Origin of the sequence: Labilibaculum sp. (genome assembly GCF_963664555.1) — a bacterium.
Lineage (GTDB): Bacteria > Bacteroidota > Bacteroidia > Bacteroidales > Marinifilaceae > Labilibaculum.
This window is the reverse complement of sequence record NZ_OY761461.1, coordinates 3,134,620-3,154,660: the sequence shown is the minus strand read 5'-3', so window position 1 is coordinate 3,154,660 and position 20,041 is coordinate 3,134,620. Positions and strand designations below refer to the sequence as shown.

Below are 20,041 nucleotides of genomic sequence, written 5' to 3'. Positions count from 1 at the left end.
TATTAGATGAACTTATCTATACTCGATCTATCGATAATTGTAGGATACATTATTTTAAGCATATTTATTGGTTATTTTTTATCATTGAAAGTATCGAAAAACCTTTCCAATTACTTTTTGGGAGGAAATAAAATACCATGGTACATGCTTGGAATTTCGAATGCGTCGGGTATGTTCGATATCACCGGTACCATGTGGACGGTTACCATTTTGTTCGTTTATGGTTTAAAGTCATTGTGGATTCCATGGTTGTGGCCGGTTTGGAATCAAATTTTCCTGATGATGTTTATGGCTATTTGGTTACGGCGTTCGAATGTAATGACAGGAGCTGAGTGGTTGAAAACCCGTTTTGGTGATGGCAGAGGATCACAACTTTCGCATTTAATAGTTGTTCTGTTTGCCATTATTAGTGTAATTGGCTTTATAACCTACGGATTTGTCGGCGTTGGTAAATTTGCACAAACATTTTTTCCCTGGGATTTACACACCTCTGTTTTCGGACTAGGCATAAAATCGGAGAACATGTACGCCATAGTCATTATGGGATTAACCACTTTGTATGTTGTAAAAGGGGGAATGTATTCCGTAGTTTTTACCGAAGTTCTTCAGTTTGTAATTATGACCATTGCCTGTATCATGGTAGGTGTAATTGCGGTATCCTTAGTTACTCCGGAGCAGATTGCTGCAGCCGTGCCTGCAGGTTGGGCCGATATTTCTTTTGGCTGGACTCTTGATTTGGATTGGAGCAATCTAATTCCTGCAGTAAACCACAAAATTGATGTCGACGGCTATAATTTGTTCTCGGTTTTAATGATGATGATGATTTTTAAAGGGGTATTGGTGAGTATTGCCGGACCGGTTCCCAGTTACGACATGCAGCGTATACTTTCTACCGAAACACCTAAAGATGCAGCTAAAATGAGTGGAATTGTATCTTTGGTACTATTCGTTCCCCGTTATTTGATGATTGCTGGGCTGGCAGTATTGGCATTGGTTTATCTGGCTCCCGAATTCAATAAGATGGGCAATAATATCGATTTTGAAATGGTCTTGCCGTATGCCTTGAATAATTTTATTCCCGATGGAGCCAAAGGATTATTACTGGCAGGATTAATCGCGGCCTTCATGTCCACTTTTGCAGCAAATGTAAATGCCGGACCCGCCTATATTGTAAACGATATTTATAAAAAATTCATCAATCCGAATGCATCTCAAAAGAAATACATTCGAATGAGTTATTTGGCATCATTCGCTGTGGTAATTGTTGGAATATTCTTCGGTTTTTTTGCCGAAAGTATCGACACCGTTATGAAATGGCTGGTAGGAGCATTATTTGGCGGCTATACAGCATCAAACCTTTTAAAATGGGTATGGTGGAGATTCAATGGCTATGGCTATTTTTATGGAATGCTTGCCGGTTTAATAGCTTCGTTGGTGGCACCTCTTGCGTTGCCCGAGGTATCACCAATTTATGCTTTTCCCTTCATTTTCCTATTCTCTTTTGCCGCATCGCTTATTGGTAGTTTGGTTACCAAACCTGAATCCGATGAGGTATTAATTAAATTCTACGAAAGTGTTCGTCCATGGGGATTCTGGAAACCGGTTTATTTAAAGTTGAAAGCTCAGAATCCTAAAGCGAAGCCGAATAACGATTTTTTAAAAGACATGTTCAACTGCACAATAGGTGCAGGATGGCAAATGATGTTACCACTCATCCCAATCTATTTTGTGATTGGAAGGTACACTTCATTGTCATGGATCGTGGCACTATTTATAATAACGAGCATTATCCTCTATTTTACATGGTACAAAAAGCTGGAAGATTATCCTGCAGATTATAAGTTTTGTAAAAATGAAACCAAAGAAAACTAAAACGATATTGATAGAATCAAATTCATAAAGAATAAACGAAGCAAAAATGACTAGTAAAGCAAATATGCCTTGGGAAGACAGGCCGGAAGGATGTAAGGATGTGATGTGGAGATTTTCTCAAAATCCTGTTATTGGAAGGTACGACATACCAACATCCAACAGTATTTTTAATAGTGCAGTAGTTCCTTTCGGGGAGGGCTTTGCCGGAGTATTCCGTTGCGATAATAAATCGGTGCAAATGAATATTTTTGCCGGTTTCAGTAAAGATGGAATCAATTGGGACATCAATCACGATCCCATTCAAATGGTTGCAGGCAACACCGATATGATCGATTCCGATTACAAATACGATCCCCGTGTTTGTTGGATCGAAGATCGTTATTGGATTACCTGGTGCAACGGGTACCACGGACCAACAATCGGTATCGCTTACACCTTCGATTTTAAGACATTTCACCAGTGCGAAAATGCATTTTTACCATTCAACCGTAACGGCGTTTTGTTTCCTGAGAAAATTGATGGAAAATACGCAATGCTAAGCCGCCCAAGCGATAACGGACACACACCTTTCGGTGATATTTATATCTCTTACAGTCCCGATATGAAATATTGGGGAGAGCACCGTTGTGTAATGAAGGTATCAAATTTCACCGATAGTGCATGGCAGTGTACCAAAATTGGAGCCGGTTCAGTTCCTGTCCGCACCAACGAAGGTTGGCTGATGTTTTACCACGGGGTAATCAATACCTGCAACGGATTCCGTTATTCGATGGGAGCAGCCCTTCTGGATCTGGAAAATCCCGATAAGGTCTTGTACCGATCACAGCCGTATTTATTGGCTCCGGCAGCACCTTACGAGTTGGTTGGCGATGTGCCTAATGTAGTGTTTCCATGTGCTGCATTAACCGAAGGAAATAAAGTTGCCGTTTATTATGGCGCAGCAGATACCGTAGTCGGAATGAGCTTTGCTTACATCGATGAGCTGATCGATTTTATAAAAAACAATTCATTATAATTAGGTTAGTTTTGATTTTAATTGGCTGATACTTTCGGGTGTCAGCCTTTTTTTATGGGCGTTTCCTTCGGGCGGGCTTTCTATTACAACTCCTCGCTCATTCTTCGCTGTGGGGTTTTCATTTTAATCCCTAACGCATTCTCAAAATTAGAAGTCCATCATGCTCTGACTCTAAGCAAGCCAAACATGTCAGGGTATGACTTGATCCAAAATAATTTTCTATGAATTTTGATAACGTCTGTAGCTGTTCATTTAGATACGAAGTACTGCAATATTTGCAGCAACAAATGATCAAAATAGAAAACGGTGCAGCGCACCGAAGCCTTAGTATTTGTAGTCTGTAATAATCAAAAGTTTAAACACGGAGTTTTGACATGAAGTCCGGAGATCGGGATCCGTTTCGTGAAGAATGCGTTAAGAACAAAAAGCTGACTGAGCAAAGCTGTTACTTTTTAGACCTGACTGTTTTCCAAAAATAGTCAGGTCTAAACTATTAAATCTTCTCTTTTTTTTCAGCTTGATTGTTCCACCTTACATTTCTCCATTTTTGTTGTTCTTCTTTCGATAGGAATGTCCAGGCAACAATCCGGCTCTTTTTGTTTCCTTGTCCCATTGGTAAGGTTTCCACTTTAACAGCTTCAGCCACAGTAAGAGCCTGGTAAACACTTTTAAGGTTCGATTCTTTCGAGATGAGTGTAGAAAACCAAAAACACGATTTCGCAAATTTCTTACTCTGATTAATCATGTTTCTAACAAAGCGTTCTTCGCCGCCATCACACCATAATTCGTTGCTTTGTCCGGCAAAATTAAGACTAGGCTTTGTTACTTTTTCGGTAGAAAGGTTTCTTGTTTTGCGCATGGTTCCTTCCAATGCATCTTTAGCCGAGGCATGAAAAGGAGGGTTGCAAATCGATAAATCAACCAATTCATCCTTTGGAATAACACCGTAAAAATAATCTTTGGGATTCTCTTGAAGTACACATTTCACATTTCCCTTTAGCGAAGGATTCGAAGCGATAATTTTCTCAGCAGAATCAATAGCAACAGGGTCAATATCCGAACCAATAAACGACCATCCGTACTCATTGTTCCCAATAATAGGATAAATGCAATTCGCACCTACGCCAATATCTACGCAAGTAAATTTATTGCCTGCAGGAATTTTACCATAGTTGTTCTGTTGCAGCAAATCAGCAATATGATGAATGTAATCTGCTCTTCCCGGAATAGGAGGGCACAAGTAATTTTCAGGAATATCCCAGTCACTAAGTCCATAATGATGCATGAGCAATGCTTTATTAAGCATTTTTACCGCATCTGCGTTCGCAAAATCAATCGATTCATCCTCGTACTTATTCAGAATAACAAATGGAGCTAATTCCGGACACGTTTCTACCAGTTTTTTAAAATCGTATCGGTTACGATTTTTATTTCTGGGATGCAAACTGGGTTTCTCTTTTGGGTGTTTTCTCTTCTTATCTGGCATAGATATAATTCTCTAATTTGAATCTGCTAAATTAGAACATTAATGGAAGAAAGTCGCCTTTATTCCAAAATTGGAAATCCATTTTTTTTATTTGTCAACAAAAGAACATTTAAGACAGGAAATTAGATGTTGAATCTGATTCATAACTTGACATTTTCACAAGACAGACTAATAAAAACAATGCAACCAGCAGATCAATAGAGAAACAGAAGTCCTTACCGGAAGAAGCTTGGTGATGTTTCGGGCAGCGGGATTTTCTTCTTTTATTAACAATAGTTTTTTTGACCCCGAAGCCAAAACTTTTGGGTTCAATCGAGGTTCGAACCATGCTGTGCCGTGTCTTTTTTGAATGAAAGGGTGGTTCGAGCCACGATGAGGTGTGGTATTTTTAGGTCCGTTCGAGTATCAAGGCACGCTTAGTCGTGGTTTTTTTGATGCAAACTGTGTTTCGATACTCGACTAAGGTGCTTCGATGCTTGATGTTGGAGTCTCGATACTTGATTGAGGTGCTTCGATCCTTGATATTGAAGCACCGATGTTCGACTGAGATGTCTTGAGGCATAAGATTTGAGCTGTAAACGCTTTATTATACAGATAAAAAAGAGGTTGTCCTTTTGGAACAACCTCATTTAATTATCTGTTAAGATATTTATTTCATTTTGTATGCGTCGTTGTGAACAGCATTAATTGCTCTTCCCGAAGGATCGGCGTTGTTGCGGAACGATGCATCCCAAGCTAAAGCTTCAGGAGTACTACAGGCAATAGATGGCACCGATGGTACACATGCTGCGGCTGTATCCGAAGGGAAGTGTCCTTCAAATATGGTTCTATAGTAATATTCTTCTTTCGACATTGGAGGATTAACAGAAAAACGAAATTTAGCATTTGCCAATTGTTCATCAGAAACTTCCTTTGCTGCAACTTCTTTCAAAGTATCAATCCAACTGTAACCCACACCATCAGAGAACTGTTCTTTTTGTCTCCAGGCTACACTTTCAGGCAAATAGTCTTCGAATGCTTTACGCAGCACCCATTTTTCCATTTTTCCATCTTTAGCCATTTTGTCTTCCGGGTTGATTCTCATTGCAATATCAAGAAATTCTTTGTCCAGAAACGGCACACGACTTTCAACACCCCAGGAACACATCGATTTATTCGAACGTAAACAGTCGTAAAGATGAAGTTTACCTAATTTTCGGATGCACTCTTTATGAAATTCTTCGGCATTAGGAGCTTTATGGAAATATAAATACCCACCAAACATTTCGTCAGCACCTTCGCCGGAAAGAACCATTTTAATTCCCATCGATTTAATAACCCGGGCCATTAAATACATAGGAGTAGAAGCACGAACAGTAGTTACATCGTAAGTTTCAAGATGATAGATAACATCACGAATAGCATCCAGTCCTTCCTGAACAGTAAAGGTAACTTCATGGTGAATTGTATCGATATGATCAGCTACTTTGCGAGAGGCAGCCAAGTCAGGAGAACCTACCAAACCAATAGCAAAAGAGTGTAATTGAGGATACCATGCATCTTTCTGATCACCAGACTCAACACGTTTTGCGGCATATTTTTTTGCAATAGCCGATATTACAGATGAATCTAAGCCCCCGGAAAGTAATACTCCATAAGGTACATCAGACATCAATTGACGATGAACAGCATCTTCCAATCCTTGGCGAAGCGCGGCCATATCGGTTTTGTTGTCTTTTACATTTTCGTAATCTTTCCAGTCCCGCTGATACCATTCCTTTACAACTCCATCTTTGCTGTATAAGAATTTGCCAGGTAAAAATTCCTCAATTTTATTGCAGTATCCTTCCAATGCTTTTAGTTCTGAAGCCACGTAGTAGTTACCATATTTGTCCCATCCCTGGTACAATGGGATTATTCCCATATGGTCTCGTCCAATCAGGTAACAATCGTTCTTTTTATCGTATAAGGCAAAGGCAAAAATACCATTTAGATCATCGATAAAATCGATGCCTTTTTGCTGATATAAGGCAAGAATGACTTCACAATCAGATTTTGTCAGGAACTCATAGGATCCGTTCATCTGATTTCGAATGTCCATGTGATTATAGATTTCTCCATTAACAGCCAAAGCCAAATTCCCGTCTTTGCTGTAAAGTGGTTGTCCTCCTGACTGAGGATCTACAATCGATAGTCTCTCATGCGACAAAATCGCTTTCTCATCACAAAATATTCCAGACCAATCCGGACCTCTGTGACGAATTTTTTTAGACATTTCTAAAATTTGAGGGCGCAACACCTGGGCGTCTACCTTCAAATCAAAAACTCCTACAAATCCACACATAAAAAAATGTTTAATAGTTATTTTATCAGCTTGTAAAAATATGGTTAAGCCTTTTCAATTTGGTATTAATCGTTGAAAATACGATTTTCAATTTATTTTCTACTATGTTTTATTTTCTATATCGTTTGCAGGTAGGTAGAAAAGATTGTTTTATAAGAATAATTCGAAAACAGAGGCTGTTTATTGATTAAGCCGCTGTTTTTTGGGGTAATAGGGGAATATAATTTTTGATAAGAAAAAAGGACACTTTTTGAAGTGTCCTTATGCTTAATTTGTTTTATTCTGAAATTCGTGATCAAGAAAAGTTTTAAGAGTTTCAATATCCAGCCGTTTGGCGATAATTTTTTTATCCTTGTCAAGCAGATATATGGTTGGAGTGCTAAAAACATCGTAATAAATTCTAAAATTGGTCTGATAGTGGGGATCGTAACAATTTATAAAATCAAATAAGTTTTTATCGGCAATAAAGTTTTCCCATTCTTCTTTTTCGTTTTGAGTGCATACCGCAAAAACCTTTACTCCTAATTGTTTGTATTTGTCTAAAATGTCAGTCTTTAATTTAGGTGTAGAAGTTTTACAGTGACCGCAATCGGGTTCCCAAAAATATAAAATAGTGAATGGTGCTTCTACTTCATGCAAACGAACAAACTCTCCTTCGGGCGTTTCCATTTTTAGATCCTGTGCTTTCATTCCAATTAAATTGAATTGAAGTTTTATTACCCGCTCGCGAATATTGGCAAGTAAAGTTGAATCGGCCCAATTAGCTTCTCCGCTTAGGTAGTATTTTTTTGCCAGACTAACGAAGGCTGCATCCATTCCCATAATTTTGCTTTTTACGGCATAGTTAAGTGAAAATTGCACAAGATATTGGAAGAATTCTTCATCAGATCGTGATTTTTCAATAATGTCGGTTGCTTCCTTTACGATTGTATCCGGACTTTGAACCAAAATTTTCTCATAAAAAAACTCCAATTTGTTTTTAAGAATAGGAGTTCTTAAAAAACGGTTGTCGGCGAAATCTACGTAATCGAAATAATGGTTTTTATTGTATAGATAGGCTTTTTTCTTGATCTCCTGATCTCTGTCTGGAGTAGATTCAGGAATTTTTTTTGAAAAATCGGGAACTTTTGGTGATAAGGTCAACTGTGCAAATTTAGAAACAAAACTGCCATCCGGATATTCCTGATTCAGTTTTTGAATATAGGCACGTACTTCAACATCCGCTTTTTTATAAGCTTCCTGATATTTCTCTTTTTCTTTCTCATTGTCCTTGTTTGCTTTGTATGCTTCCTGAATTTTTTTTGAGTTCTCGTTTTGGGCTTTCATGAATTTTTGAAAGTTGTGAAATGCTTCACTCTCTTTAGCACCGGTTATTTTAATAGTTTCTATAAAGTTAATTGGATCTGCAGACAAGGCAAATTCCTGATCTTTACCAATTAACAGATCGAAATACTTTTGAGAAGGAAGATAGATTACATAGATGCCTTCATCCAATTGTTTCGCTTTGCTAAATAAGCCTTTGCCATTAATTAATTGCGTAGTGTCATCAGCAAATATCCGGCCGTCAAAATAGTGTGCTAAGTAAGCAGTACTATCGGTACTGCCAACTAAGGTAAGGTGTATATTGTATTTTTGTGCATTGCTTACAAAAGAGGATATCAGGCAAATGCCTGCACAGAAAAGAGTAATAAATTGTTTCTTCATTTTTATAATAATGTTGATAAGCATAATTGAAAGCGAAAATTACAAAACTTTTTTTAAAATGAAACGACCATTACAGGCAATTGTGACACACAGGGGGCTGATTATTGGTTCATGGTAAGTTCCATATGGCAAAAACTTACAGATGCAAACATATGAAATTAGATTTGCAGGAATTGCCGGGGAATCTGATCTTTATCTGGCTTGTTATCTATTTGCTGTTATTAAATAAGGATCAGGACAAATATTGATCCATGGAATTACAATTTGTATGTTTTTTTGAATGAAATACTACTATTGGAGATTGCTGTGGCAGGTCAGATATTTTCGTATTTTTTCCAATAGCAGGGGGGCATTAATTGGTTTGGAAATATAATCAGTACAACCAACAGCAATACATTTTTCTTTTTCTTCAGCCATAGCATATGCTGTTTGGGCAATAACGGGAATGGATGGATGTGTTTCTCTAATTTTGTTAATTGCTTCAAAACCATTCATTATCGGCATGTTAATGTCAAGCAGTATCAAATCAGGTGTTTGCAAACCAATAAGGTTTAATAATTCTTTTCCATTCGCGGCATGTTTTAATTTAACCTCTGTAGATTGCAACAACTCTTCAAGCAAAAGAAAAGATGAGATATCATCTTCAGCGATATAAACAAGACATTTTGAAAGGTTTATATTATTCGGGATTTGCGGAATCACATTTTTTTCGATGACAGGTTTGCTTTGTTTGGATATTGGTATTGTAAAATGAAATGTACTGCCTTTGTCAACCTCCGATTCAATCCAGATTTCTCCTCCTAAAAGATGAACTAAACCTTTTACAATACTAAGGCCGATACCTGTTCCTTCTTGTAAATTTTGATTCTCAATTTGTCTGAATCGCTCAAAAATTAGTTGAAACATTTCTTCATGAATACCGAAACCCGTATCCTTTACATATAGATGAACCATCGAATCAACAGGTGATATCGAATAACCAATTTCTACAAAACCTTTTTTAGTGTATTTGAAAGCATTGGAAACCAGATTGTACACGATTTGTCTGAATCGTGTTGGATCGCAGGATATATATAGATTTTTAGTGTTTGGTGGGAGGTTTAATTGAAGTGTAATATCATTTTTGCCTTTTACGATCTTAGTCATGCTTTGAGATTCTTTAATTTCATAAAGTAATTCGTTCAAAAGACAGGATTTCATATTCATTTTTAGTTGTTTCGATTCAAGTTTTGAAACATCAATAATATCATCAATAATTTGAAGTAGGTGTTCACTGCTCGACTGAACCAACTTTAAAAATTTATGTCTTCTCTCAAGGGAAAGATTGGGTTGGCTTAATAAATCCGAGAAACCAATAATTGTATTCATAGGAGTTCGTATTTCATGACTCATATTGGCTAAAAAAGCTGACTTTAAATGATCACTCTCTATGGCTTTTTCTTTTGCTTTTTCAAGCTCTATATTGGTTTTAAGAATCGCAGAATTAATTGTTTTGTACTCCAAATTTAGAGATTCATATTCTTTATTTTTACTCTCAAGTTCAGCGTTTAATTTTAAGAATTCATCATTTTTTTGTTTTAACTCAATATCCGATTCTTTAAGACTGGTAATATCAGTAGCAAGTTCAAAGCGAACTATTCGTCCATCGATCCACTCTATGGCTAAATCTGAAATGTAATACCACCTATTGGTAAGGGGGTTATTAAATTCCCAGTTGTAAATTTCTGATGGTTTGCCATTGTTTATAATTAAATGATTTGTGCAAAAACTACATGGTTCTGTTTTACCTGCCTGCATAGTAGAAAAGCATTTCATTCCGATATTATCACCAAACTTATCTTTCATTCTCTTGTTCATGAATAGAATTTCGTGTGTCTCAATATCAGCAGCATAAACAAAAGCATCAATACTATCCATTACAAGTTCGAAAATGTTTTGACTTTTTTGAAGAGCAGTTTCAGATTCCTTACGAAATGTTATATCCGTTGTTGAAACATATGCAATAAATTTATCACTATGTTTTGTATAAAAAAGTTTAATAATCACTTCAACAACGTCTCCTTCAAGTGTTTTTACTTTCGCTTCTTTTTCAAACGAGTTTTCACCATCAATAATAGCCAACAGTTCCTCTTTAAAAACAGAAAGTGATTCAGGTAGAAATGTCTTTGCTAAATTTCCTATTAGATCTTTTTTTGATTTGGCTTTGTATAAATTCACCGTAGCTTGGTTAACATCTAGAATAATTACCTGCTGAGCTAATTCAGTTAATATTTCCGGATGCTCATTAAAATAACTTCTGAAATCAGTTACTCCTTTAGATTTAAGGTTCTCTATACTTAGCATTAAAACTGTGAAATCCTCCTCCCAAAGAGACTCCGGGGAGTTTTCAAATAAGGCTTTGTACTTATTCGTTGTTTCTCTTAATTCGGAGTTAAGCTTCGAAAGATCAGAGATGGCATCTTTGAGATCTTGTGTTTTGGTTTCAACCTCCTCATGTAAAATTTCCTGTTCAGTAATATCAATAAAATATTCAATCACATGGGTAATTTCTTGATCAGTATTGAATATTGGACTGGCATGAACCCAAATACTTTTGGTTTCCCCCTTAATACTTACATTGTTGAGTTTGGTTTTTATGGATTTTTTTTCCTCCAAAACCATGTTCACAGAACATTTGCAATGATTTTTTGTGCTGTAATTATTTGGATTGGAGAAAATAAGATTGCAGCAATCTTGATTGACAATAAAATTCGGTTCATTTGAATCAATGACTCTATATGTATCTACTTCAATTATATAGTATGGGTAGGGTAAAGATTTAATTATTTCGTGATGCAAGTCATTCTTCATCTTAACTTCTCTAGATATATTTTAACCTTAAGATATTTAAAAAAATATATTCATCGTGTTTTTTGTAATGAAATAATACATATTTATTAGGATCTGTAAATGTAGATATTCTGATGAACTAATAAAATTAATGGCTGCAGAAGAAAAAATACTTTTGCAGCCATTGCTTATTTTTTAATGAACGTGCTCCTTTTTTTTAAGAATAGCATCTAAAATCTCTTCTTTTTTTATCTTTTTTGTACAGAAGAACCAATCGTAGCAGTGAACATCTTCGTCTGTGTTTTCCATTCGGTCGTTGGCAACACCACACGATCCTGCGGGAGGAACAATTACTTCATCTCCAGGACGCCAATCGGCCGGAGTTGCTACTGAGAATTTATCAGCAGTTTGCAGTGCAACCACTACACGGTATATTTCATCGAAATTTCGACCTAAACTTAAAGGATAATAAATAATTGTACGGATAATTCCATGAGGATCAATGAAGAATACAGCCCGAACTGCTTTTGTGCTGTCTTCTCCAGGTTGAATCATGCCGTACATATTTGCCACTTCCATGGTAATATCTTCGATTAAAGGGAATTTGACTTCTATGTTTTTCATCCCTTTATATTTAATTTTCTCCTTAATTGTCCGTAACCAGGCAATATGGCTATATAAACCATCGATTGATAAGCCTACTAACTTACAATTAGCTTCTTGAAATTGGCCTTCCATGCTTGCAAAAGTCATGAATTCTGAAGTACATACAGGAGTGAAGTCGGCAGGATGGCTAAACAGTATGACCCACGAGCCACTGTAGTCATTCGGAAAATGAATATTCCCCTGAGTAGTAACTGCTCTAAATTCGGGAGCTTTATCACCGATACGTGGCATTGGAATTACGCTTCTCTCATTCTTTTCTTCCATGATTCAAGGTTTAAAAGGTGATTGTTTTTTTTGACATCGCATTGAAATTGGAAGACCTGTGACTTACATTACAAGCTGAAAATTTGTTCCAATTAAATAAGTGTTCTTAAAAGGAAAAAATTGTCTTACCAATTCATACTATAAAATTAACGAACTCAATTAGGTAAGGGAGATAACCCAATATTTTTGATTCCTCAGGAGGGAATCTTAGGGGGTTAGAACAAATTTTCATTCATCCTCAGGTCTAGAATTAAAGTTAACTCATTGAATGATGGATGTCAAGTTAAATGCTTGATGGAGAGGTAATTTTAAATCAGTTTTAATAAGTTTAGACTTGGGGTTTATGCTTTTACAATTTTAACGGGATCAATTTCAAGCCACCCGTATGCTTCCTCATGGGAATGAAAAACTTTCGCATTTTGAATTCGGACCTGAATTTCGAACAGCATAGCCATTGAGGTGTCATACGATTCACTTACAATAATGGCGCATTTATTTGCGATCGGACTGTACTTTTGGTATTCCTCAATGTAGTCATCTAAATCATTGATGTTTAAGATTACTTTAGCTTGTGTAAAATCGGCAATCACATGATAGGTTTCATCAAATAAAGAATCTTCACGAGTACTTAGTGTGTGGCGTATTAAATCATTCCATTTGAAATAACCGTAATAGTATTCATTAATCAGTTTTAAATCTGGAGATATTTTGTATTTGAATTTCATTCCTATTTCTTTTCAATTAAATATATGAAGATCAATTTGGTTAAGCAAAAATAAGGAGGGAACATTGGCTGAAGAGTTTTTATAAATAAAAAAAAAGCTGCCCTAAAAAGAGCAACTTTTAATTGTAGTAGTAATGTTTATTTTTTAATTAACCGAAATTTCTATCGTCCCAGCATCGGTAACAGCACCATTGCTTACTGCAATATCTTCAACTTCTTTTTCGGCGAATCCATCAACAGGCATTAAATCAATCTTGTATGTGCCTGCTTGCAATCCTTTAATAAGGAAACTTCCGTTTTCTTCGGCAATGGTCGAGATCGTATCCAAACCGATTATTGCATGAATAGTTGGAAGTGCTTCAGCTGGAGATATAGTTCCAGAAATGGCGCCACTTGTCGCTTCGTTAAAAGTTCTGATTACAGGTTTTAGTTTGTATTTGCCATTCCCTGTTGAAACAATAGAACGGGCAGCATCAAAATCTATCCATAATTTGTACTCAATTCCAGCTAAGAAATCATCGTGAATTTGAAATTTCAAACCAGAAGTCTGAGCAGAAGGAGTATCCAAATCATAAGAAACACCATCAATAACTACCGAGTTATTTGCGCCAAGAATCAATCGCATTTGAGAAACAGTGCCACTTGGCATTTCCTGATCTACCAAAAGAGTATCTAAACCGTTATTGAACTCCAATAAGTCATAAATACCAGCATTTAATAAATTCATTTCCTGCCATCCATCTTCTGTGTTTTCATCGTTTGATGAATGAAATTGAATAGCCTGAATATCAATATTAACCTTATCGTATTGTGCGGGAGCATCTGTTAATCTAATTTTTACAGGAGTTGTAAGTTTTACATTGTCATCGGAACATTGGATAAAAATCAATGATAAAATTACAAGACTGATTGCACTTAGTGATTTAAAAATCTTCATTGTGTGTTAAATTTTAATTAAAGTTTATTAACTGAAAACGTTAGAAAAATAATTTTGTTTCTTTTTAATGACTCGAGAAAGCCAATAAACGTGCCAGATATTACTCTTTATACAGTAAAATGTATGGTATCAATAAGATGATGAAAATTAAAATGGATCTAATATTTTGAAGATTGACAAAATATGGGGAAGTGTTCTACATGTTTTCCCCAATTCCTCAATTTAAATAGGAAAAGTAGGAGTGTTCCTTTATTTTTGATTTGTAAGTAATAAATCAATAGAAAGGAAACACCACTTTTTACTGTTATTTGTAATTACTGCAGGAATTAAGTTAATTGTAAATTACACCACCTGCTTTTGCAATATTTAGAATGCGGAAGCATTTCTTACAATCCGGATATTTTTTAATCTGTTTATTTCGGGTTAATTTGAATTTCTGCACTGACCCGCACAAATGATTTGTAATCGTTTGTGTGTTAAATAACTTTAAAAAAACAAGGTTTTTTGAGGTGTGTAACCTCAAGTAAAGCGATTATTCGTTAAGATTGCGATCCTCCTGCTAAAAATTAAATCTATTAATTAATTGCTTAATTTATTATTATGAAGAATTTACAACAACTGGTTCAGTGGACAAGATTTGGATTGGTTTCAGCATTTTTTATTGTTCTTATTGTTGAACTTGCTTTGGGCGTTTTGGCTATTGGCGGTGAGTATTCAATTTTAAGTATTCATAAAAGTTTGAATATATCAATATGGAAGAACATATTGGGAATTTCTTTGATTATTGTGGAGATTATTATTTCGGAGATGATGTATAAAAAGAAATTGGAATATGTGGGTTTGTTTGATAGTTTGGAAGAAAAACTAAAATATTTTAGAAAAGCATTTTCTTTTAAAATGTTATTTGGAGCATTAACAGGAATTGTAGCCATACTTGCTTATTCACTAACTGAAAATTTGATTTGGTTTTTGCCATGGATTATGGTGTTGTATACCTTGAGTAAGTCCTTTCCATTTAAGTGGACATTGGTGCATGCAATGCAAATAGAAAATGAAGAAGACAGGGAATTATTCTAAGATGAATTAATCTTGTATTTTGAGATGGGTGCAGGCGTAAAACGTTCTCTTGAATCATGTTTTACGCTGTTTTTGTGTATCTATTCCTGCTAAAACAGGGGACAAAATGATTTGTTATCCGGTTATTTTATGGCATTTTTGATGCTTCACCTCTGGCTTTAGTCATAGGATTTTGAGAGCAGTTCAGTATTTTTAGTCATCATTCTTAATTCTGAATTGATTAAGCTATCTTTGCGGACTATTTAAATTATTTGTTGTGGAAAACTTTAAGGAATTAGGCGTAAATAAAGATATTATCAAGGGATTAAACGATCTTAATATTATTAAGCCTACTCAAATACAAGCAGAAGTGATATCGGTACTTCTTCAGGCTAACACCGATTTAATTGGACAGGCTCAAACGGGTACAGGTAAAACAGCAGCCTTCGGAATCCCTTTACTACAAAGAATCAACACCAAATCAGACAAAGTGCAAGGTTTGATTCTTTGTCCAACCCGCGAGTTGGGACAGCAAATTGCAAAACAATTGTTCAAGTTTACCAAGTACTCCGATAAGATTTTCACAGAATCGGTTTATGGTGGTGAACAAATTGACCGGCAAATTAGTGCTTTGCGTCGTCCAACTCATATCATTGTGGCGACTCCAGGTCGATTGATTGACTTGGTGAAGAGAAAAGCAGTTGATTTGAGTCATGTAAAGACTGTAATTTTGGATGAGGCTGATGAAATGATGAGCATGGGTTTTAAAACGCAGTTGGATGAGATTTTAACTCACCTGTCGCGTGTAGAAAACCGATGGTTGTTCTCGGCTACTATGCCTCAGGAAATTATGCAGATTATTAAAAGACACTTTTCTCCCAGCGCGCATAAAATTGAGGTGAGTGGACGAAATGTAGTAAATAAAAATATTCAGCATCAGTTTCTGATTTGCGAAGACAATGAAAAATTGAACATCCTGATTCAGTTTTTAAAATCGGAGCAAAAAAACAGGGGTGTGGTGTTTTGTAAAACCAAGGCTTCGGCACAGGTTTTGGCCAAGCAGTTAATTGCAAAAAATATTCCTACCGATGCCATTCACGGCGATTTAAAACAGATTGAACGAGATAAGGTAATGCGGGCTTTTAAAAACGAAAGCCTGAGAATTTTGGTTGCTACAGATATTGCTGCCCGCGGAATTGATATTGTAGATCTTTCGTTTGTTGTGCATTATGAATTGCCCGATAAGGAAGAGTATTACACACACCGCAGCGGTCGAACTGCACGTGCAGGTAAAGAGGGTGTTTCGCTGTCGTTGGTAAATAGCAAGGAGCTTAAAAACCTCCGTTATTTCCAAAAAACGTTAAACATTGCCTTCAACCAAATCAGACCAAGAAAATAAATAGCTCTTGTTCATAAAAATATATCGAAGAGATCTTGCTAGCAGGATCTCTTTTTTTGTAAGATTATTTCACAGTCATAAAATTGCAGTAAACCTTTAACTAATGCTAGGTTAATACACATTTTTAGTTCCGTTAAAGTTCATTCTAAATTCAGACGGAGTACAGTCTTGTTTTTTCTTGAATATTCTATTAAAGTTGGAAATGTTGTTGAAGCCGCAATCGAAACAAATTTCCGCGATGCTCTTGTTGGTTTCAATTAATAGCCGGGTAGCTATTCCCAAACGAATTTCAATAACAAATTCAACAAAAGATTTCCCTGTTCGTTGCTTTATCAAGCGACTAAATGATATTACTGACATGTTTATAAGTGCAGCCGCATCCTCAAGCTTAATTTTTTGCTGGAAATTGTCTTGTATGTACTTGTAAATTCGTTCAATTCTTTCACTATTGTGAAAATCATTCTGGCGGTGAAATGACATATTTGTAAGTAAATGTTGTTCTCTGGAAATAGCGAGATCATATAATAATGATTGAAATGCTAAATAACTGTCGAAACCTCTTTTCTGACTAAGAGCAATTAGTTTTGGTTCCACCATTCTTGTCGTATCCTCTGAAAATAAAATACCTCTGTTGGCATTGTTGAGCAGTTCCCGTATGGGTTTAAGCATATTTCTATTCAGAGTATTATCATCGAATAATTCTCTGGGGAATTGTATTGTGATTTCATGCAGAAGTTCTTTGCTATCGTTTTTGTAATTTTCCCATCCATGATAAAGATTAGGACCTACCATAACTAATTCTTTGTTTTGGATTTCCCCAATGTGATCTCCAATGATTCTTTTTCCTCCTTTTGCTTTATGTATGTAGTTAATTTCGAATTCAGGATGGAAGTGAATTGGAAAGTTAAAAGCATTTCTTTCTCTGTCAAATATTAGGAAACAATCATTCTCTTGCAAAGGGGTTATTTCTCTGTGAATATGGTCTTTCATAGCTTGTAATTTTATGCAAAACTACTTAAAATGATGTGATAGTACAATAGATGGTGGTTGAATTGTACTATTTAAGATGAATATTTGGATTGTAGAGTTAAGTTCTGGTAAATATATTGTGTGTTTTAGCTGTGTTTTCGGGTTCTGTGTCATTTAGTTATTTTGTTATTTGATTGAATAAGAGGTGGTTTCGTTTATTTTTTGATGTTGCAAATCATTTTTATTAGAAATGATAATAAAGTATCATCTTACGATTGAAAAATACTTGACCGAGGGGTGCAAACGATATAATTTTGAGATGTAATTATTAAGGGAATTTTTCACAGATGAGAAAGTTGCAATTAAAAAGAATATATAAAAACAATAATGTAATGATAATACCGAAAATAACAGCTGTTATAGGTCTGTCTGTGTTGATGGCTTGCTCCCAAAAACCAGTTGATAAAACCATCAATTCAATTGCAGAACAATTGAAATCTGTGAAAGGAAAAGGAATTCTTTTTGGACATCAGGATGATTTGGCATATGGAAAGAATTGGGCTTATGTGGATGGAGAGTCGGATGTGAAACGGGTTGCCGGAGATTATCCGGCCATGTTCGGCTGGGAATTAGGTGGTATAGAACTTCAACACACGCACAATTTGGATAACGTTCCTTTTTCGGACATGAAGCGATTGGCAATAAAAGGGTATTTAATGGGAGGAATCAATACGTTTAGCTGGCATCCTTTTTCGGTTGTTAATGGAGAAAGTTCATGGAATACCGAAAACGATGTCGTGAAGCATATTTTGCCAAATGGATCACATCACAACGAGTTTTTGATTCAATTGGATAGGGTTGCTGATTTCTTTAAATCCTTGAAAACAGATGATGGAACCGCAATGCCTTTTATTTTTCGTCCGTGGCACGAAATGGATGGTGCTTGGTTTTGGTGGGGAACAAAAAACTGCACAGCAGAAGAAGTAAAGGAGTTATTTCGGTTCACCATAAACTATTTAAAAAACAAAAAAGGACTGACTCAAATGTTGGTGGCCTATTCTCCTGACCGAAATTTTTCAACTATTGAAGAATACTTGAACTGGTATCCCGGTGATGATGTGGTTGATATTATAGGAATGGACAATTATTACGATTTAAAAATACCTGATGGCGAAAAGGAAGCTGTTAAAAAATTATACATTCTAATTGCTTATGCAAAAGAGAAGAACAAATTGGCAGCGCTGACAGAAACTGGTTTGGAGAATGTTTCTGATTCCTTGTGGTTTACTAAAAAACTGGGCAAAGTGCTTGGTGATTCATTAATCAGCAAAGAATTAAGTTATGTAATGGTTTGGAGGAGTGACCCAAAGGTTCATTTCTTTTTTCCCTACGAAAATCATTCGTCAGCCACTGATGCCAGGAACTTTTTAGATCAACCTGAAATGCTTTTACTGACCGATTTTAATAAACTGAAAAAAATAAATAATTAAACTTTTGGTATGAATAAAGAGTTGTTTGCAGAACGAATAAAATTGATTCGTGAAAAACATGAAGAATTGTTGGGAAGAAAGAATGAAAAACTGTTTAGTACCAATGGCATATACAATCGGTATGCAAACCCTATTGTAACAAGAGATCATTTGCCATTGCAGTGGCGGTTTGATTTTAATCCAGATACCAATCTGTTTTTTATGGAGCGTATCGGGTTTAATGCAGTATTTAATGCGGGTGCTGTTAAAATTGATGGTAAATATCTTTTAGTGGTTCGTGTTGAAGGAAACGATAGAAAGTCGTTTTTTGCTATTGCCGAAAGTTCAAATGGGGTGGATAATTTTAAATTTTGGGATCGGCCAGTAAGCATGCCTCAAACTGAAGATGAGGATACTAATGTCTACGATATGCGTTTGACGAAACATGATGATGGATGGATTTACGGTGTGTTTTGTACTGAACGAAAAGACCCAGATGCACCAGATGGGGACACTTCAAGCGCAGTAGCTTCAGCTGGTATTGCCAGAACGAAAGATTTAGTGAGTTGGGAACGTTTGGCTGATTTAAAATCGACTTCAGGACAGCAGCGTAATGTGGTGTTATTTCCTCACTTAATAGAGGGAAAGTATGCATTTTTTACCCGTCCGCAGGATGGTTTTATTGATACAGGAAAAGGCGGAGGAATTGGTTTTGGCTTGTCTAAAACAATTGAGAATGCAGAAGTGGTAAATGAAATCATTGTTGATGCCAAAACCTATCACACCATTTACGAGGTGAAAAACGGATTAGGACCGACGCCAATCCGTACCGGTAAAGGATGGTTGCATCTGGCACACGGAGTTCGGAATACTGCTGCAGGATTAAGATATACCTTATACATGTTCATGACGGATCTGGAAAAGCCATGGGTGATTACTCACAAACCGCATGGTCATTTTATTGCTCCCTTGCAATCTGAGCGTGTAGGTGATGTTTCGAATGTAGTTTTTTCGAATGGGTGGATTGCTGATGAAGATCACAGCGTGAAAATTTATTATGCTTCTTCGGATACGCGAATGCATGTGGCAACATCAACTGTAGATCAATTAGTTGACTATTGCATTAATTCGCCGCAAGATAAATTTCACTCACATCAATCTGTCAATACAATTAACGAATTGATTGATGAAAATCTAAATTTCACAAATGTGTTAAAATAATAAAGTAATCTGCCCAAAGGCTATATTCTATGCCACCCTACTGATGTTTAAAGACAAAATAATGCGCTGTGTCATCACTTATGTTGTTTTTGTAACTATTAACTAAT

At 36.0% G+C, this 20,041-nt stretch carries 14 protein-coding genes; 6 read left to right on the top strand and 8 right to left on the bottom strand.

Translation table 11 applies throughout. From position 1 onward, the window contains the following. The first annotated feature begins 6 nt into the window (after positions 1-6). Together ACKU4N_RS12495 and ACKU4N_RS12490 are read left to right on the top strand one after the other, a co-directional pair. The gene (locus ACKU4N_RS12495) at positions 7-1,872 is read left to right on the top strand and encodes a sodium:solute symporter family protein (RefSeq protein WP_321316686.1); all 1,866 of its coding nucleotides are present in this window, start codon (positions 7-9) and stop codon (positions 1,870-1,872) included. A gap of 46 nt (positions 1,873-1,918) precedes the next feature. Next, positions 1,919-2,887 carry a glycoside hydrolase family 130 protein gene (locus ACKU4N_RS12490; protein ID WP_321316684.1) on the top strand — a complete coding sequence of 323 codons (969 nt, stop codon included), beginning with the start codon at positions 1,919-1,921 and terminating at the stop codon, positions 2,885-2,887. Positions 2,888-3,380: 493 nt separating this feature from the next. On the opposite strand, the gene rlmF is transcribed toward ACKU4N_RS12490, so the two are convergent. The 7 genes from rlmF to ACKU4N_RS12455 form a co-directional block, all read right to left on the bottom strand. After that, positions 3,381-4,373, bottom strand: coding sequence for a 23S rRNA (adenine(1618)-N(6))-methyltransferase RlmF (rlmF, locus tag ACKU4N_RS12485; protein WP_321316683.1), 993 nt, complete (start codon positions 4,371-4,373; stop codon positions 3,381-3,383). Between the two features lie 649 nt (positions 4,374-5,022). Continuing rightward, a complete protein-coding gene (gene asnB, locus ACKU4N_RS12480; protein WP_321316682.1) occupies positions 5,023-6,696 on the bottom strand; it encodes an asparagine synthase B in 1,674 nt (557 codons plus the stop codon). A 267-nt stretch (positions 6,697-6,963) separates the two neighbouring features. Further along, on the bottom strand, positions 6,964-8,400 hold the full coding sequence (locus ACKU4N_RS12475) for a redoxin domain-containing protein (RefSeq protein ID WP_321316681.1): 1,437 nt from the start codon (positions 8,398-8,400) through the stop codon (positions 6,964-6,966). Positions 8,401-8,691: 291 nt separating this feature from the next. After that, entirely contained in the window at positions 8,692-11,250 is a 2,559-nt protein-coding gene (locus tag ACKU4N_RS12470; RefSeq protein WP_321316679.1) for an ATP-binding protein, read from the bottom strand. A gap of 174 nt (positions 11,251-11,424) precedes the next feature. After that, positions 11,425-12,159, bottom strand: a complete 735-nt coding sequence (locus ACKU4N_RS12465; protein WP_321316678.1) for a peroxiredoxin — start codon at positions 12,157-12,159, stop codon at positions 11,425-11,427. Positions 12,160-12,500: 341 nt separating this feature from the next. Next, a complete protein-coding gene (locus tag ACKU4N_RS12460) occupies positions 12,501-12,884 on the bottom strand; it encodes a hypothetical protein (RefSeq protein WP_321316676.1) in 384 nt (127 codons plus the stop codon). 144 nt (positions 12,885-13,028) lie between these two features. Further along, the gene (locus ACKU4N_RS12455) at positions 13,029-13,820 is read right to left on the bottom strand and encodes a DUF4382 domain-containing protein (protein WP_321316674.1); all 792 of its coding nucleotides are present in this window, start codon (positions 13,818-13,820) and stop codon (positions 13,029-13,031) included. Positions 13,821-14,420: 600 nt separating this feature from the next. Between ACKU4N_RS12455 and ACKU4N_RS12450 the strand changes: the two genes are divergently transcribed. Together ACKU4N_RS12450 and ACKU4N_RS12445 are read left to right on the top strand one after the other, a co-directional pair. Continuing rightward, a complete protein-coding gene (locus ACKU4N_RS12450; protein ID WP_321316672.1) occupies positions 14,421-14,897 on the top strand; it encodes a hypothetical protein in 477 nt (158 codons plus the stop codon). Between the two features lie 256 nt (positions 14,898-15,153). Then, entirely contained in the window at positions 15,154-16,275 is a 1,122-nt protein-coding gene (locus tag ACKU4N_RS12445) for a DEAD/DEAH box helicase (protein ID WP_321316671.1), read from the top strand. 111 nt (positions 16,276-16,386) lie between these two features. On the opposite strand, the gene ACKU4N_RS12440 is transcribed toward ACKU4N_RS12445, so the two are convergent. Beyond that, the gene (locus tag ACKU4N_RS12440) at positions 16,387-17,265 is read right to left on the bottom strand and encodes a helix-turn-helix domain-containing protein (protein WP_321316670.1); all 879 of its coding nucleotides are present in this window, start codon (positions 17,263-17,265) and stop codon (positions 16,387-16,389) included. 371 nt (positions 17,266-17,636) lie between these two features. On the opposite strand from ACKU4N_RS12440, the gene ACKU4N_RS12435 reads away from it, so the two are divergent. Both ACKU4N_RS12435 and ACKU4N_RS12430 read left to right on the top strand, forming a co-directional pair. Next, positions 17,637-18,734, top strand: a complete 1,098-nt coding sequence (locus tag ACKU4N_RS12435; RefSeq protein ID WP_321316667.1) for a glycoside hydrolase family 26 protein — start codon at positions 17,637-17,639, stop codon at positions 18,732-18,734. Between the two features lie 9 nt (positions 18,735-18,743). Beyond that, positions 18,744-19,934 carry a glycoside hydrolase family 130 protein gene (locus tag ACKU4N_RS12430; RefSeq protein WP_321316666.1) on the top strand — a complete coding sequence of 397 codons (1,191 nt, stop codon included), beginning with the start codon at positions 18,744-18,746 and terminating at the stop codon, positions 19,932-19,934. Positions 19,935-20,041: the final 107 nt, after the last annotated feature.

What these genes read in the sequence shown, in the direction of transcription:
- ACKU4N_RS12495 (WP_321316686.1), top strand. Translation starts at nt 7, where the DNA reads ATGAACTTATCTATACTCGATCTATCGATAATTGTAGGATACATTATT.
- ACKU4N_RS12490 (WP_321316684.1), top strand. Translation starts at nt 1,919, where the DNA reads ATGACTAGTAAAGCAAATATGCCTTGGGAAGACAGGCCGGAAGGATGT.
- rlmF (WP_321316683.1), bottom strand. Translation starts at nt 4,373, where the DNA reads ATGCCAGATAAGAAGAGAAAACACCCAAAAGAGAAACCCAGTTTGCAT.
- asnB (WP_321316682.1), bottom strand. Translation starts at nt 6,696, where the DNA reads ATGTGTGGATTTGTAGGAGTTTTTGATTTGAAGGTAGACGCCCAGGTG.
- ACKU4N_RS12475 (WP_321316681.1), bottom strand. Translation starts at nt 8,400, where the DNA reads ATGAAGAAACAATTTATTACTCTTTTCTGTGCAGGCATTTGCCTGATA.
- ACKU4N_RS12470 (WP_321316679.1), bottom strand. Translation starts at nt 11,250, where the DNA reads ATGAAGAATGACTTGCATCACGAAATAATTAAATCTTTACCCTACCCA.
- ACKU4N_RS12465 (WP_321316678.1), bottom strand. Translation starts at nt 12,159, where the DNA reads ATGGAAGAAAAGAATGAGAGAAGCGTAATTCCAATGCCACGTATCGGT.
- ACKU4N_RS12460 (WP_321316676.1), bottom strand. Translation starts at nt 12,884, where the DNA reads ATGAAATTCAAATACAAAATATCTCCAGATTTAAAACTGATTAATGAA.
- ACKU4N_RS12455 (WP_321316674.1), bottom strand. Translation starts at nt 13,820, where the DNA reads ATGAAGATTTTTAAATCACTAAGTGCAATCAGTCTTGTAATTTTATCA.
- ACKU4N_RS12450 (WP_321316672.1), top strand. Translation starts at nt 14,421, where the DNA reads ATGAAGAATTTACAACAACTGGTTCAGTGGACAAGATTTGGATTGGTT.
- ACKU4N_RS12440 (WP_321316670.1), bottom strand. Translation starts at nt 17,265, where the DNA reads ATGAAAGACCATATTCACAGAGAAATAACCCCTTTGCAAGAGAATGAT.
- ACKU4N_RS12435 (WP_321316667.1), top strand. Translation starts at nt 17,637, where the DNA reads ATGATAATACCGAAAATAACAGCTGTTATAGGTCTGTCTGTGTTGATG.
- ACKU4N_RS12430 (WP_321316666.1), top strand. Translation starts at nt 18,744, where the DNA reads ATGAATAAAGAGTTGTTTGCAGAACGAATAAAATTGATTCGTGAAAAA.